The organism is Pseudoalteromonas sp. RWi3 (genome assembly GCF_054960735.1).
Genome location: NZ_JBHNYL010000004.1, coordinates 1 through 12,730, shown reverse-complemented (window position 1 = coordinate 12,730; position 12,730 = coordinate 1). Strand labels below are relative to the sequence as shown.

General features: G+C 39.3%; 14 protein-coding genes. 8 read left to right on the top strand and 6 right to left on the bottom strand.

Annotated elements, in window-relative coordinates:
• Window position 1 precedes the first annotated feature (1 nt).
• On the bottom strand, window positions 2-2,590 hold the full coding sequence (gene leuS, locus ACFI4Z_RS07380) for a leucine--tRNA ligase (protein ID WP_462670030.1): 2,589 nt from the start codon (window positions 2,588-2,590) through the stop codon (window positions 2-4).
• Window positions 2,591-2,775: 185 nt separating this feature from the next.
• Between leuS and ACFI4Z_RS07375 the strand changes: the two genes are divergently transcribed.
• The 3 genes from ACFI4Z_RS07375 to ACFI4Z_RS07365 all read left to right on the top strand — a co-directional run bounded on the left by ACFI4Z_RS07375 (window position 2,776) and on the right by ACFI4Z_RS07365 (window position 6,199).
• Window positions 2,776-3,234, top strand: a complete 459-nt coding sequence (locus ACFI4Z_RS07375; RefSeq protein WP_394192211.1) for a zinc ribbon-containing protein — start codon at window positions 2,776-2,778, stop codon at window positions 3,232-3,234.
• 74 nt (window positions 3,235-3,308) lie between these two features.
• The gene (locus ACFI4Z_RS07370) at window positions 3,309-5,726 is read left to right on the top strand and encodes a Lon protease family protein (RefSeq protein WP_462670029.1); all 2,418 of its coding nucleotides are present in this window, start codon (window positions 3,309-3,311) and stop codon (window positions 5,724-5,726) included.
• Entirely contained in the window at window positions 5,723-6,199 is a 477-nt protein-coding gene (locus tag ACFI4Z_RS07365) for an FKBP-type peptidyl-prolyl cis-trans isomerase (RefSeq protein ID WP_462670028.1), read from the top strand. The genes ACFI4Z_RS07370 and ACFI4Z_RS07365 overlap by 4 nt, the downstream gene beginning before the upstream one ends.
• A 96-nt stretch (window positions 6,200-6,295) precedes the next feature.
• Here ACFI4Z_RS07365 and ACFI4Z_RS07360 read toward each other — a convergent pair whose 3' ends face one another.
• The 5 genes from ACFI4Z_RS07360 to ACFI4Z_RS07340 form a co-directional block, all read right to left on the bottom strand.
• A complete protein-coding gene (locus ACFI4Z_RS07360) occupies window positions 6,296-6,817 on the bottom strand; it encodes a CIA30 family protein (RefSeq protein WP_462670027.1) in 522 nt (173 codons plus the stop codon).
• Window positions 6,818-6,946: 129 nt separating this feature from the next.
• Complete coding sequence (locus ACFI4Z_RS07355; RefSeq protein ID WP_462670026.1) at window positions 6,947-7,600, bottom strand: NAD(P)H-binding protein; 654 nt, start codon at window positions 7,598-7,600, stop codon at window positions 6,947-6,949.
• A gap of 519 nt (window positions 7,601-8,119) precedes the next feature.
• Window positions 8,120-8,353: a hypothetical protein gene (locus tag ACFI4Z_RS07350; RefSeq protein ID WP_462670025.1), complete on the bottom strand. Its 234-nt coding sequence runs from the start codon at window positions 8,351-8,353 to the stop codon at window positions 8,120-8,122.
• Complete coding sequence (locus ACFI4Z_RS07345) at window positions 8,350-9,093, bottom strand: hypothetical protein (RefSeq protein ID WP_462670024.1); 744 nt, start codon at window positions 9,091-9,093, stop codon at window positions 8,350-8,352. Before ACFI4Z_RS07345 ends, ACFI4Z_RS07350 begins: the two co-directional genes overlap by 4 nt.
• A 26-nt stretch (window positions 9,094-9,119) precedes the next feature.
• The gene (locus ACFI4Z_RS07340; protein WP_462670023.1) at window positions 9,120-9,704 is read right to left on the bottom strand and encodes a hypothetical protein; all 585 of its coding nucleotides are present in this window, start codon (window positions 9,702-9,704) and stop codon (window positions 9,120-9,122) included.
• Between the two features lie 200 nt (window positions 9,705-9,904).
• Here ACFI4Z_RS07340 and ACFI4Z_RS07335 point away from each other — a divergent pair, with 200 nt between their 5' ends.
• From ACFI4Z_RS07335 to ACFI4Z_RS07315, 5 genes are all read left to right on the top strand, one after another.
• Entirely contained in the window at window positions 9,905-10,621 is a 717-nt protein-coding gene (locus ACFI4Z_RS07335; protein ID WP_462670022.1) for an enoyl-CoA hydratase/isomerase family protein, read from the top strand.
• Window positions 10,622-10,662: 41 nt separating this feature from the next.
• Window positions 10,663-11,682, top strand: coding sequence for an RDD family protein (locus tag ACFI4Z_RS07330; protein ID WP_462670021.1), 1,020 nt, complete (start codon window positions 10,663-10,665; stop codon window positions 11,680-11,682).
• Between the two features lie 159 nt (window positions 11,683-11,841).
• On the top strand, window positions 11,842-12,078 hold the full coding sequence (locus tag ACFI4Z_RS07325; protein WP_462670020.1) for a DUF6429 family protein: 237 nt from the start codon (window positions 11,842-11,844) through the stop codon (window positions 12,076-12,078).
• A 93-nt stretch (window positions 12,079-12,171) separates the two neighbouring features.
• Window positions 12,172-12,423: a type II toxin-antitoxin system Phd/YefM family antitoxin gene (locus tag ACFI4Z_RS07320; RefSeq protein ID WP_462670019.1), complete on the top strand. Its 252-nt coding sequence runs from the start codon at window positions 12,172-12,174 to the stop codon at window positions 12,421-12,423.
• Window positions 12,413-12,700: a type II toxin-antitoxin system RelE family toxin gene (locus ACFI4Z_RS07315; RefSeq protein ID WP_462670018.1), complete on the top strand. Its 288-nt coding sequence runs from the start codon at window positions 12,413-12,415 to the stop codon at window positions 12,698-12,700. Before ACFI4Z_RS07320 ends, ACFI4Z_RS07315 begins: the two co-directional genes overlap by 11 nt.
• The last annotated feature ends 30 nt before the right edge of the window (window positions 12,701-12,730 follow it).

Sequence of the window (12,730 nt, the reverse complement as noted above, 5' to 3'; positions counted from 1 at the left end):
ATTAGTTAGCAACCACGTTGAGTAGTTTGCCTGGTACGTAAATCACCTTACGAATAGTTACGCCATCGGTAAACTTAGTTACGTTAGATTCTGCAAAAGCAAGTGTTTCAACTTGTTCTTTAGTTGCATCAGCAGGCACGGTTAACTTTGCACGTAGCTTACCGTTTACTTGCACGATTATAAGCTTCTCATCTTCAACAAGTGCAGACTCGTCAACTGTTGGCCAAGCGGCGTCAAGAATGTCGCCTTCTTTGCCAAGCTCTTGCCATAATTGATGTGACAAATGCGGTGTGATTGGTGCAAGCATAATTAATAGTGCTTCAAGTGCTTCATTAGCAATCGCCACATCTTGTTTATCGGCCAAAGGGGCTTTTAACAATTTGTTCGAGATTTCCATAATAGCGGCAATCGCGGTATTAAATGTTTGACGACGTTCAACATCATCAGTCACTTTAGCAATGGCTTTGTGTAGCTCACGACGAAGTACTTTTTGTGGGTTGGTTAGCGCTGATTTATCAAGTGCTTGGTAACCTACTGTGTTTACATCAACCGCGTATTTCCATACTCTTTTAATGAAACGATGCGCGCCCTCTACACCTGAATCAGACCATTCAAGGGTTTGCTCTGGCGGTGCGGTAAACATCATAAATAAGCGTACTGTATCTGCGCCATATTGAGCAATAACTTGCTGCGGGTCGATACCGTTATTTTTCGACTTTGACATTTTGCTCATGCCAGATGAGAACACTGGCTCGCCATCGTCTTTATGCCATGCTTTTGTTACACGGCCTTTTTCGTCGGTTTCGGTTTCAACATCACTTGGCGAAATCCACACATCGCCGCCTTTCTCATCTTTACGATAGAAAGTTTCAGCCAGTACCATACCTTGACAAAGTAGGCGGTCAAAAGGCTCGTCTGAGTTTACTAAACCAAAGTCACGCAATAATTTATGGAAAAAGCGCGAGTACAATAAGTGTAAAATAGCGTGCTCAATACCACCAATGTATTGGTTTACTGGTAGCCAGTAGTTAGCTGCTGCAGGGTCTAACATGCCTTCATCATGGCGAGGGCTGCAATAGCGCGCGTAGTACCAAGACGATTCCATAAAGGTGTCAAAGGTATCTGTTTCGTGAAAAGCAGGAGCACCGTTAACAGTGGTTTTAGCCCACTGTGGATCAGCTTTGATTGGTGACGTTACACCATTCATCACTACGTCTTCAGGTAAGCGAACGGGTAGCATATCCTCAGTAGCGGCAAGCTCTTTACCGTCTTCATCGCTAAGCATTGGAATTGGCGAACCCCAATAACGCTGACGGCTTACGCCCCAGTCACGTAAGCGGAAGTTTACTTTACGCTCACCTACGCCAAGTGCTTCAAGCTTATCTGCAACCGCATTAAATGCATCGTCAAACTCTAGGCCATCAAATTCATTTGAGTTAACTAACACACCTTTTTCTGTGTAAGCTTCTTGATCAAGGTTTACTTCAAGTTCAGAGCCTGCGACAGGCGCGATAACTTGTTTTATGTCTAGGCCATAAGCTGTCGCAAATTCGTAATCGCGTTGATCGTGTGCCGGTACTGCCATCACTGCACCAGAGCCGTAATGCATAAGTACAAAGTTAGCGACCCAAATTGGCAGTTTTTCACCAGTTAATGGGTGAGTTGCATAAAAACCTGTTGCAATGCCTTTCTTTTCCATAGTTGCCATGTCTGCTTCAGCAACTTTGGTGTTTTTACATTCTTCAACAAACATTGCCACAGCGTCGCTATTTTTAGCCGCTTCTTGAGCAATAGGGTGCGCACCTGCAACCGCAAGATAAGTTACACCCATGAAAGTATCTGGGCGAGTCGTGTATACGCTGAATTTTTCGTTGTTATCTGTGCGGGTAAACTCGATATCTAAGCCTTCAGAGCGGCCAATCCAGTTACGTTGCATGGTTTTGACTTGCTCAGGCCAATCTTCTAGTTTGTCTAAGTCGTCAAGTAATTCTTGTGCGTAATCGGTAATTTTAATAAACCACTGAGGGATTTCTTTTTGTTCAACCACGGCACCAGAGCGCCAACCGCGACCATCAATAACTTGCTCGTTTGCAAGTACTGTTTGATCAACTGGATCCCAGTTTACAGTCGACATTTTTTTATACACTAAGCCTTTTTCGTAAAGCTTGGTGAAAAACCATTGTTCCCACTTGTAGTAATCTGGGTGGCACGTCGCGATTTCACGATCCCAATCATAACCAAAACCTAATTGCTTAAGTTGGGTACGCATGTAATCGATATTTTCGTAGGTCCATTTTGCAGGCGCTGTTTTGTTTTTAATTGCCGCATTTTCTGCTGGTAGACCAAACGCATCCCAACCCATAGGTTGCATTACGTTTTTGCCTTGCAAGCGTTGGAAGCGAGAAACAACATCACCAATGGTGTAGTTACGCACATGACCCATGTGGAGTCGGCCGCTTGGGTATGGGAACATAGAAAGGCAATAATACTTTTCTTTACTCTCATCTTCAGTGGCTTTAAATACTTGGTTTTCTTCCCAATATGCTTGGACTTTTGACTCTATATCTTGTGGGTTATATTGCTCTTGCATCTATGATTCCAGACTTCTTGCAAACTAGTAAAAAATTGCCGAATAGGATACCCCAAAAATAGTACTAATCACAGCGGCAAATAAGCGGATTTTATAAATTCATGACTTAATTAGTTTTCAGGGCAGGTTAACCTATACTTGTTTAAGGTAAACACTGATTTAACGTAGTTTTGAAGGAGTATGAAATGGCTGATTATAAAGCATGGTTAACAGATTTAAGTGCCTGGTTAAAAGATGTAAAAGAGCATGAGCTTAAAGACGCAATGGATAAGTTTGTTGAATCTGAACAAGCACTCAAGCAATTAGGTCAAGAAAAGCTAACGTTGTACCGAGAATACCTTAAACGTGATATTGAACACATTAAAGAAAACGACAATCACTATGACTCACTTGCATGGCAAGAACTTAAAGAGTCTTTATGGTTTGAATTGTCACACATAGAAGATAAAACCCAGTTAGAATGGCACGCATTAAACCAAGATTTTAAGCATAATGGCGTTTATCACCAAGGTGAATGGATAGCCATGGGCACATTAGTATGTAAGAATTGCAGCCATAGTTATGATATTTATCATGCCACGCAAATTAGAGCTTGTTCGCAGTGCGACGGTATCTATTTTTCTCGTAAGGCATTACAACCATAAAATAGTGGGTAGGCTCATTGCTCTGCCCATATTAAAATTAATCAGCCGTTGTGCTGATACAAAAAGAAGTTAGAATGACGAAAAAATTGCTGCCATTACCTGTGTCTGCGTTAGCGCCGACTATCTCACTTAATCATGTGCAAACGTGCATGAATAATCCGTATCCTGAAACCTTGACTTTCATAGGTCAACAGCGCGCTCAAAGTGCGTTGGATTTTTCATTGGGGATGGAGCTTCCTGGTTACAATGTGTATGTCATGGGTGAAGCTGCCCATGGTCGCTTTACTTTAGTAAAAGACAAATTAGAGGCGCACAGTAAAGGCCGCCCAACGCCAAATGAGTGGTTATACGTTAATAATTACGACGATCACCGTGAACCAATCGCGATGTTCTTGCAAGCAGGGCAAAGCAAGCAATTGGCTGATGATATCGACTCGTTTATAGACGAAGTGCTAGATACTTTTCCGGCAGCATTTGATAACCCAGCTTATCAGCGTAAAAAGAAAAAAATAGACCGTGAGTTTAATGACGCCTACGACGCTGCAATCACCGAAGTTGAAATTGCTGCACTTGAACAAAGCGTTGCTTTAATTGAAGAAAAAAGCGTAGTGGGGTTTGCTCCGTTAGTGGATGGTAAACAATTAAGTGACGCTGAATTTGCAGCTCTTGATGATGATTTACGCGAGCAATTTTATGAGGTTATCGAAAAACTAGAAGATGCCTTAATCGAAGCATTAATAGAGTTACCGCGTTGGAAGCGTGAATCGTCAGAAAAACTACGGAATTTAAAAAAATCCACCGCAGAGCTTGCTACCAAACCGCTGTTAAAAGATTTAGAACATAAATACGCCGCCCATATCGGCGTGCTACGTTATTTAAAAGATATTCGAGTTGAAATTATTGATGCGGTGCTTGAATGGCTTGACGATGAAGATGTCAGCGAGGAAAACAAAGAAGATTTTGATAGCAAAGGCATGTTGACCGACTTTTTTGCGCCCAATATCTTGGTCGAATTTAAAGAAGGCGATGCTGCGCCTGTCGTCTATGAACCTAACCCAACGTTTGGCAATATTTTTGGCAAAATAGAATACGCGGCGTCGCAAGGCTCGTTGATCACTAGCTATCGCTCAATTCAGCCAGGGGCTCTTCACCGTGCTAATGGCGGCTATTTGATTATGGATGCCGAAAAAGTCATGGCAAACCCACAAGTGTGGGATGGCTTAAAGCTGTCATTAAAAACGCATCAGATTAAAAATGATTTACCGTATCAAGACAGCGCAGTGGGCAGCAGTTTTACGCTTCGTCCGCAGTTAATACCCCTTGATGTGAAAATTATTTTACTAGGCTCACGAGATTTGTACTACACCATTGGTGAGTACGACGAAGAATTTGCTGAATTATTTAGAGTACTAGCAGATTTCGATTACTACCTACCTAGTAGCGATAAACTGCAATATCAGTTTATTACTAAAGTAACTGAGTACTGCCAAAATACGTTAAAATGTAGTTTGACCGAGTCAGCTATGGCACGACTACTTAAGTTTAGTTACCGCCAAGCAGAGCACCATAATAAATTATCAGCGCGTTTTGCTGATGTGCTAGAGCTGGTGGCAGAGGCAAGCTTTTATACTAAACAAGATAATTTAAGCCTAATTGACGCTCACCATATTGATGAAGCGATTGAAGGTAAACAGTACCGCACTGGGCAAATTAGCGAAAACATGCTTAGTGATATTAAAGAAGGGCACACCTTAATTGCTACAGACGGCCAAGCCGTTGGTAAAGTGAATGGCTTAACCGTATTGCACATTGGTGATACATCATTTGGCACGCCTGCACGTATTACTGCCACAGTGTACGCAGGGGCTGATGGCGTTATTGACGTAGAGCGTGAAGCAGAGCTTGGTAAAGCAATTCACTCTAAAGGGGTCATGCTACTTACCGGTTATTTGGGTAATAAATACGCTCAGCAATTTAGTTTAACCCTCAGTGCCAATATCGCTATCGAGCAAAGTTATGGCTACATAGATGGTGATAGCGCCTCACTGGCTGAGTTATGTGCGCTGATTTCAGCTATCACTAACTTACCCATCAGCCAATCGATTGCACTGACCGGCTCAATTAACCAACATGGTGATGTACAAGCCATTGGCGGTGTAAATGAAAAAATAGAAGGCTTTTTCAAACTGTGTAAAATGCGCGGTTTAACGGGTCAGCAAGGTGTGATTGTGCCTAAATCTAACCAAGTTAATTTGGTCTTAGATGACGAAATACTTACAGCTGTTGAATTAGGTAAATTTCATATTTATGCCGTCGAAACAGTTGATCAAGCTCTTAACGCATTAATGGATATAGACGCTGGTGAGCTGGTTGATGGCCATTACCCTGAAGAGTCGGTTAATGGCATTGCTTTAGCACGATTAAATAATATTGCCGATATCGTTAATGGCGATAGTGACGAAGACGAAAAAGAACAGAGTGAAGAATCATGATTAATATTATTTTAGTGATTATTATCGCTATATTTTGCTACTTAATCTTTCAAAATAGTAAAAAAGCTAAGCAACAAGCCCTAGCCAATGCGCAGCTTTGCAGTGATTTTTTAGCGACCAACAGTAAAGTTGAAGGTGTAACAGAGACTGCTTCTGGCTTGCAATATAAAATTGAGCACAGCAGTGGCTCTGATGTAAAACCAAGTGCGACCAGTATGGTGAACGTTCACTATCATGGAACTTTGCTTGATGGCAGTGTGTTTGACAGTTCAGTTGAGCGAAACAGCCCGATTAGTTTTGGCTTACAGCAAGTGATCAAAGGCTGGACTGAAGGCTTACAACTGATGAGCGAAGGTGACAAATTTACCTTTTATATTCCTCATCAGCTAGCCTATGGCGAAAAGCGAGTAGGGAGCATTCCTCCTGCGTCTTTACTTATTTTTGAAGTTGAATTATTAAAAGTTGAGTCGTAAAAGTAGCGTAATTAAGCGCTTTTATGGGTATTGTTTACTAAGGGGGGAATATAATCCTCCCCTAGTTTATTGCCTAAATACTTGAATATAATTACACTACCCACTGAAAGCGACGTCGCTTATTTCAAGTTTAAACTCACCTTGTTGTTTTTTAGCAATCATAAAGCCTAGTTGACTAATTTCTTGAAAGTTAATTATTGGCTGCTGTTCAAGCTCTCGTCCCCGAAAGGTCAAAATAAAATCATTTGGAGCAAATGTAAAAACCTGCCATTGGTCTTTTTCTGTATCAAACGATACGGTGTAAGCAGGGCCATCCATATATTTACTCGTTCTTAAACGAAGCTGATAGCTTTTTCCATCACCTTTTACGCGCAATGCAATCTGTTTAGAAGGTTCACTTTCTGTGTTGATGATAGTGCGTACAGAGGCAAAGCCGCCATTATTCTCAAGTGACACAGTTCCTGTAAAGATTAAGTTGTTATTCTTTTCGTAAACTTGGCTAGTCGAAAGCCCGCCCATGACCGAATCATTAACAATGTACCAATTTGGAATGGCATCAACATCGCTAGACGCTAAAAGCACGCCCGCAGACAACAAAGGTGCCAGATGAGTCTTCATACTAAATCCTAACGCGTTGGGTATTTAGATAAGCAATACGTAATATGGAATAAATGGTTCAAATTGTTAGCTAATTTTCACACACGGTTTATTTTTAGATAAGATATTTGTTTTTAAACAGAGCAATCGTTATTTATCAAATAATGCATCCAACGTGAAATACTCAACACCATGACCCGATTGCATACTGATCTGAGATAGCTTGATTGCAACTTGTTGCCCTGTAATAGGCCGATATTTTTTTAACCTGGGAATCACACAAAGCACTGGTAACAATATACTGCCAACTTTTTCTGCAAAGCGAAAATCATTAGTGCGCTTACCCAGCAATAACGAAGGTTGGATAATACTAATGCGTTTAAATGAAAGGGCTTGAACAGCATCTTCAAGTTCACCTTTCATCTTTAAATAAGCGCTAGTACTGTTTGTATTTGCACCACTTGAAGACACAAGTAAATAGTGTTTTACCCCCATTTTTGCAGCAAGCTCAGCGGCATGAAGTTGATAATTAAAATCTACTTTTCTTTGCGCATCAGTAGAACCAGCTGTTTTTTTAGTTGTGCCTAAACATGAAAATAATATATCAGCTTCAAACAGCGCCGAATATTGAGGTAGGTTATCAAAGTCAATAACATGATTAATCACTTTATCGCTGTGATAGTTAACAGGTCGGCGTGTTAAAGTAACGACCTTAGTGATATGAGTTGCCTTAGTTAATTGCTTAACTAAATGGCTACCCACTAAACCTGTAGCGCCAATGACAATAGCTACTTTATTATGCATAGGCATCCTTAGATATAAAATTTATGAGTAGTTGCTGATAAGTATATGCGAATAAGCAATGTATTAGCTTATTCGCAGGTTACAATCTAGTTTTTTTCAGTATTTAAAATAACGATAGGGTCTAAAATATGTGTCAGGATATGCTCATACTTTCTATGGTCGTTTAAATCCGGGGTATGCAAGTCTAAACCAATCTCGATATTGTAACTTTTGCTATCTGGAATATAGTATTTTAGAGCTAGGCTTATAACAGGCCTAAATTCAACTGATCTCATAGTCACTATATGTTGTTCAACACCATGCCAATTAGCAGCGCCATTAACCACTTTGATTGAAGTTTCTTTTGGATGAATAATTAGCAGAGTGTCAATGTTTGGGTATGCTGCGGTAACTTTTTTAAACGTGTGCTGCGTTGCAGTTTGTATTAACTCAGCGTTAAGCTTGCCTGTTTTGGTATCATAAGCGCCTCCTTGCTTGATAATAAAGTCACTAAAAATCGTTTGTGCTAGCGGATTTAGATTAGTTAAATTTTTTTTTTGAGAAATAGGTTACATTATTATCGAATACTTCTCGATAGAGTGCTTTGTTACCTGTATTAGCAGTTGGCAACCATATATATGCTAAGTTACGGTGGGTTGCGGGCTTGGCGAGTGAGATTGCATCTGCCGTCACTTGCGGGTCGCTATTGTATTGAAATAGTTTGCAACCTACTAAATTTAACAAAGCGATAATGACAAAAATGTATCTAATCATTTTTTCGCCTTCCTAGTGTCAATAGCCTCTAATGCAAATTGCAACGCACTATCTAATTTAGCAGGGTTTTTAAATAGTTCTTCGGGGTCTTTAACAATGATTTCTTCATTACTATTAAATTGCGCCACTAATTCAATGCCGCCAGAGCCCATTGTTAAAACTTTGTCATGTTCATCTCTAATGCGAATATACACTCTGCTACCTGGTACATACCCTTGTTGGTTTTGAAATAATGATACAAGAATATCACCGCCATCTGCACCGCCCTCAAGGTAAGACTCTTCTTGGCCGTACCATTTGGCTACATGACCTAATAAAATACTGTTAGTAAAGTGTGCACGTACTGTATCAACACCTGCAAATACGAATGCACTTACACCTAGTTTAGTTTTTGTTGTGGCAAGGGCTTCTATCCAGAGTTCATTACGTAGATTTTGATTTTCTTGGCCAGTAAGCGGGTCATATAAGTTGTCAGCGTTATCTAATAATTCATGAAAGACGTTATAAACTTCACTAGTGTCTACGACTTTAAAGCCACGCTTTTCAAGTGCCTCTTTTATCGGTTTTTTATAATGACTTTTTAATTGTTTTTCAAAGGAAACTAGACTCTCTTCGACATGAAAACCGCTAAATCCTAGCACCTGGTGGTTTGATTTTAATTGTTCTGTATTCATGTAATTAGGTGAAGACTTACACCCACTTAAAGTAATAAAAATAATAATAGTAAAAATAAATCTCATAATAACTCCTGAAAATGAGTGTAAAACTAAAGTAATTTGATGCCAATTTTAGCGAATGAAGTGAGGGTGAGGTGCCTATATTCACTGCCACCGACTTGCGAGCGCCAATTGATTGTGGTTTTTTTATTAGTCAAACTGCTATCAGTATAAACAATTAAATATTTAGCTTCCTTTGGTAGAGTAAATTGTGTTTTGTAATATAAATTGCCATCCAAATCTAAGCTTGTTGGTAAGCCATTTTTCCATGATTCATAGGGTTTTAGATGGTTAATAACTTGTTTTGATTTATTTAAAATCAGCAATTGCGGATAAACGAGGGTGGCAGTTTGAACAAAAGCACCATTGGCGTAACTAAAAACATGTAAAAAACGGGTGTCGCTAGGTTTTTCAATTGCAATAAATGGGCTTTTTGCATAATCAAAAAGCTTTACTGGCTGATTTCTTAAATCATAATAAATAAGCTGTTTTGTTTGTTGCGCTACGAATGTAATGTCTTCTAAATTAGTACAGCATACGCTGCGATTGTTTAATACTTCGAGATCACTTTTAGCTGAACTCGCGCAGCCAAATAACAATAGAAGTATGAGAAGCCCAATTATTAACTTTTCCATAAGTATTTTTAATTTTTATTAGTGGAATGGATAATATCTAATATTAACTCAGACTGAAATCTATAAATTGCAAAATTGTGACATAATGTAAATGCATACAAGGTGTTGAATTTTTGTTTAAAAATCTCAACGATCGATAATTTGATTGTAAATGAGTCATCGGTATTATTTAGAAAACGATAAAATTGAAGAGGCACTCCATGAGTATCATCATTCTCACTACTGACAATAACATTGCGGTGATAACCCTAACCAATGGTGAAAACCGCCACAATCCACAGTTTGCTAAAGATTTGAAACACGCCCTTGCAGAGGTTGTAGCAAACGATGATCATAAAGCACTAGTCATTACGTCAAATGATGAAAAAAGTTGGAGCTTGGGCATTGATACTGATTGGTTGATGCCTGCAATGAAAGCGAATAAAGCCGATGAAATACGTGGTTTTATGTATGACATGGACGATATTTTTAAAACGTTACTACTTTTTCCAATGCCTGTAATTGCGGCGATTAATGGTCATGCGTTTGGCAATGGAGCTATCTTAGCATGTGCGTGCGACTTTAGATTTATGCGTATCGATCGTGGGTTCTTTTGCTTCCCTGAAGTTGATTTATCAATCCCATTTTTACCGGGCATGATAGCCTTTGTGAAAAAGGCGATACCATACTACCGTTTTAACGAAATGAAGTTAACAGGCCGTCGCGTTGCGGGTGCTGAGCTGGCAAGTGATCACGTTATTGTGAAGGCCTCAAAAGATAACGACGCTTTGCTTGCTGATGTAATGGAATTTGCCGCTACATTTGACAAAAAGCGAGCTATTTTTGCAGAGCATAAAAAACGCCTGCACAAAGAAATAATTCAGATTATCGATGAAGAAAATAAACCGTATATTGATAACCTTTCATTGATGGTTTAGTTGTACAACAGGAAATCGTTAGTTATAGGATATAGGCGTTTATGAAAGCAAAAGAAATGGAAGAGTTAGCATTAACACGAGCAGAAACTAAGGAAGTTATAACGCCTTATGCATTTAAAATTGATCAAGCATTATTAGGCTTGCCATTGGCGTCACCCACAAGACGGGCGCTAGCGATGCTAATAGATGTAATGTTAATTTTTCTTGCGGCAAAACTCAGTGCTGCTTTAATTGCATTTGTAGCTACAGTGGCTTTTTATAAAGGCACTGCGCAAAAACACTTACCTAAAATGAACTCGCTTTGGCGGCGAATATTAAAACTAACGGCTGCTACTTTGCTGTTCATCAGCTCGCTGTATTTATTGTCAGTAGCAATTGATTACTTTGATGGTGACACTGCGACTATTCAACAAAATATAATATTAAACCCAGAAGAAATACAGGCTGTTAATACGTATTTAAAACAGACCAAAGACGCACAGCAGTGCGATCAAGCGTGTCAGGCAGCTGAGCTGGCTAGTTTAGTATCTCAAGTAGCAAAGCTAACTGAACTCAATGAGCTCAGCGAAGTGAATAAAATTGAACATATTAATATGGCGAAAGGGCTGTTGGATTTGATCATCGAGGCAAGCGAGCAATCACACAATGAGCAACGATTAGCGGAAATTGAATCTATAGAGCCTCAGTCAAACTCATCAACATCTCATAGCATTTTAAAGTGGGGTAAAGGGGTTATAGAAGATTTAGGTCTAGGCTTTGGCTGGGCAGCTATTTATTTCACGTTGTTTTCCCTTTTATGGAAAGGACAAACGCCGGGTAAAAAAATATGTAATATTCGTGTTGTGGCATTGAATGGGGAGCAGTTAGGGTTACTCGATTGTTTTGGTCGGTACGGTGGTTATGGCGCAGGCTTTGCAACCGGTTTATTGGGGTTCTTACAAGTCTATTGGGACCCAAACCGTCAAGCCATTCAAGATAAAATATCAGCGACAGTTGTTATAAAAGGGATTTTGAATCAGCCTGTTACTCCAGAAACAATAGAAAAGGCGATTAAGGAATAAATTAAAAGTCTGCTTTAATAAATATTTTAGCTCTGGCTTAGTCAAACTAAGGCATTCAGCTATAAATTGTAGGTCGCCATTTATGGCGAAAGAACGCTTTTATTAAATAATACAGGGTTAGCTTTAAGTTAAATAATACTATTAAATGAGAGACGGCCAATGAGTACTGAAACACAAATTGATGAAGATAAAATAGACGACGCAGCATTAGCGCTGATGTATTTAACCTTGCACGACTATTGCCGTGCATGGAAACAAATTGATTGGGACGTAACCAATCGGCTGCATGAAAAAGGTTTAATTGATAACCCAATTGGTAAAGCTAAATCAGTCGTACTGACCGAAGAGGGCTTAAAACAAGCAGAGTTATTATTTGAAAAGTTGTTTACGAAATAGTGTGTGTCGGAAATAAAAGGCTCTAAAAAGCGCTAGCTATAAGACTAAAAAAGGTCTAAAGTTAGCTCATATTTATGGTCGTTTTGGTGAGTTATGAGACAAATATTAGCAGACTGTTCAGCAAGTATTTCAGAATTAAAGAAAAATCCAACAGCGTTATTAAATGAAGCTGATGGTTCAGCGATAGCTATTTTAAATCACAATAAACCAGCAGCTTATTTAGTACCTGCGCAAACGTATGAGTTTCTAATGGAACTTATCGACGATATTGAATTAGTAAAAATTGTCGAAAGTCGCAGAGCTGACTTATCAGAGGTTGTTAAAGTTAATATTGATGACTTATAAGCTAAAATTTTTACTCGTAGCACAAAAAGAGTGGAACAAGCTTGTTCCTCCCATAAAAAGTCAGTTTAAAAAGAAACTCATAGAGCGTCTAGAAAATCCTCATGTACCAGCATCGAAACTGAGAGGTTTTGATAGTGTATATAAAATAAAATTGCGCACAGCAGGCTGCAGGCTTGCATATGAAGTGATAGATGATGAAGTGGTAGTATATGTTCTCGCTATCGGCAAACGAGATAAAGATGCAGTGTATAAAAAGTTGGTGAAGAGCTCAAAATAAAGGTACTACTGGCTTTGTTACATTTATGGT

Coding starts and splice junctions, on each gene's coding strand:
- leuS (WP_462670030.1), bottom strand. CDS start 2,590: ATGCAAGAGCAATATAACCCACAAGATATAGAGTCAAAAGTCCAAGCA.
- ACFI4Z_RS07375 (WP_394192211.1), top strand. CDS start 2,776: ATGGCTGATTATAAAGCATGGTTAACAGATTTAAGTGCCTGGTTAAAA.
- ACFI4Z_RS07370 (WP_462670029.1), top strand. CDS start 3,309: ATGACGAAAAAATTGCTGCCATTACCTGTGTCTGCGTTAGCGCCGACT.
- ACFI4Z_RS07365 (WP_462670028.1), top strand. CDS start 5,723: ATGATTAATATTATTTTAGTGATTATTATCGCTATATTTTGCTACTTA.
- ACFI4Z_RS07360 (WP_462670027.1), bottom strand. CDS start 6,817: ATGAAGACTCATCTGGCACCTTTGTTGTCTGCGGGCGTGCTTTTAGCG.
- ACFI4Z_RS07355 (WP_462670026.1), bottom strand. CDS start 7,600: ATGCATAATAAAGTAGCTATTGTCATTGGCGCTACAGGTTTAGTGGGT.
- ACFI4Z_RS07350 (WP_462670025.1), bottom strand. CDS start 8,353: ATGATTAGATACATTTTTGTCATTATCGCTTTGTTAAATTTAGTAGGT.
- ACFI4Z_RS07345 (WP_462670024.1), bottom strand. CDS start 9,093: ATGAGATTTATTTTTACTATTATTATTTTTATTACTTTAAGTGGGTGT.
- ACFI4Z_RS07340 (WP_462670023.1), bottom strand. CDS start 9,704: ATGGAAAAGTTAATAATTGGGCTTCTCATACTTCTATTGTTATTTGGC.
- ACFI4Z_RS07335 (WP_462670022.1), top strand. CDS start 9,905: ATGAGTATCATCATTCTCACTACTGACAATAACATTGCGGTGATAACC.
- ACFI4Z_RS07330 (WP_462670021.1), top strand. CDS start 10,663: ATGAAAGCAAAAGAAATGGAAGAGTTAGCATTAACACGAGCAGAAACT.
- ACFI4Z_RS07325 (WP_462670020.1), top strand. CDS start 11,842: ATGAGTACTGAAACACAAATTGATGAAGATAAAATAGACGACGCAGCA.
- ACFI4Z_RS07320 (WP_462670019.1), top strand. CDS start 12,172: ATGAGACAAATATTAGCAGACTGTTCAGCAAGTATTTCAGAATTAAAG.
- ACFI4Z_RS07315 (WP_462670018.1), top strand. CDS start 12,413: ATGACTTATAAGCTAAAATTTTTACTCGTAGCACAAAAAGAGTGGAAC.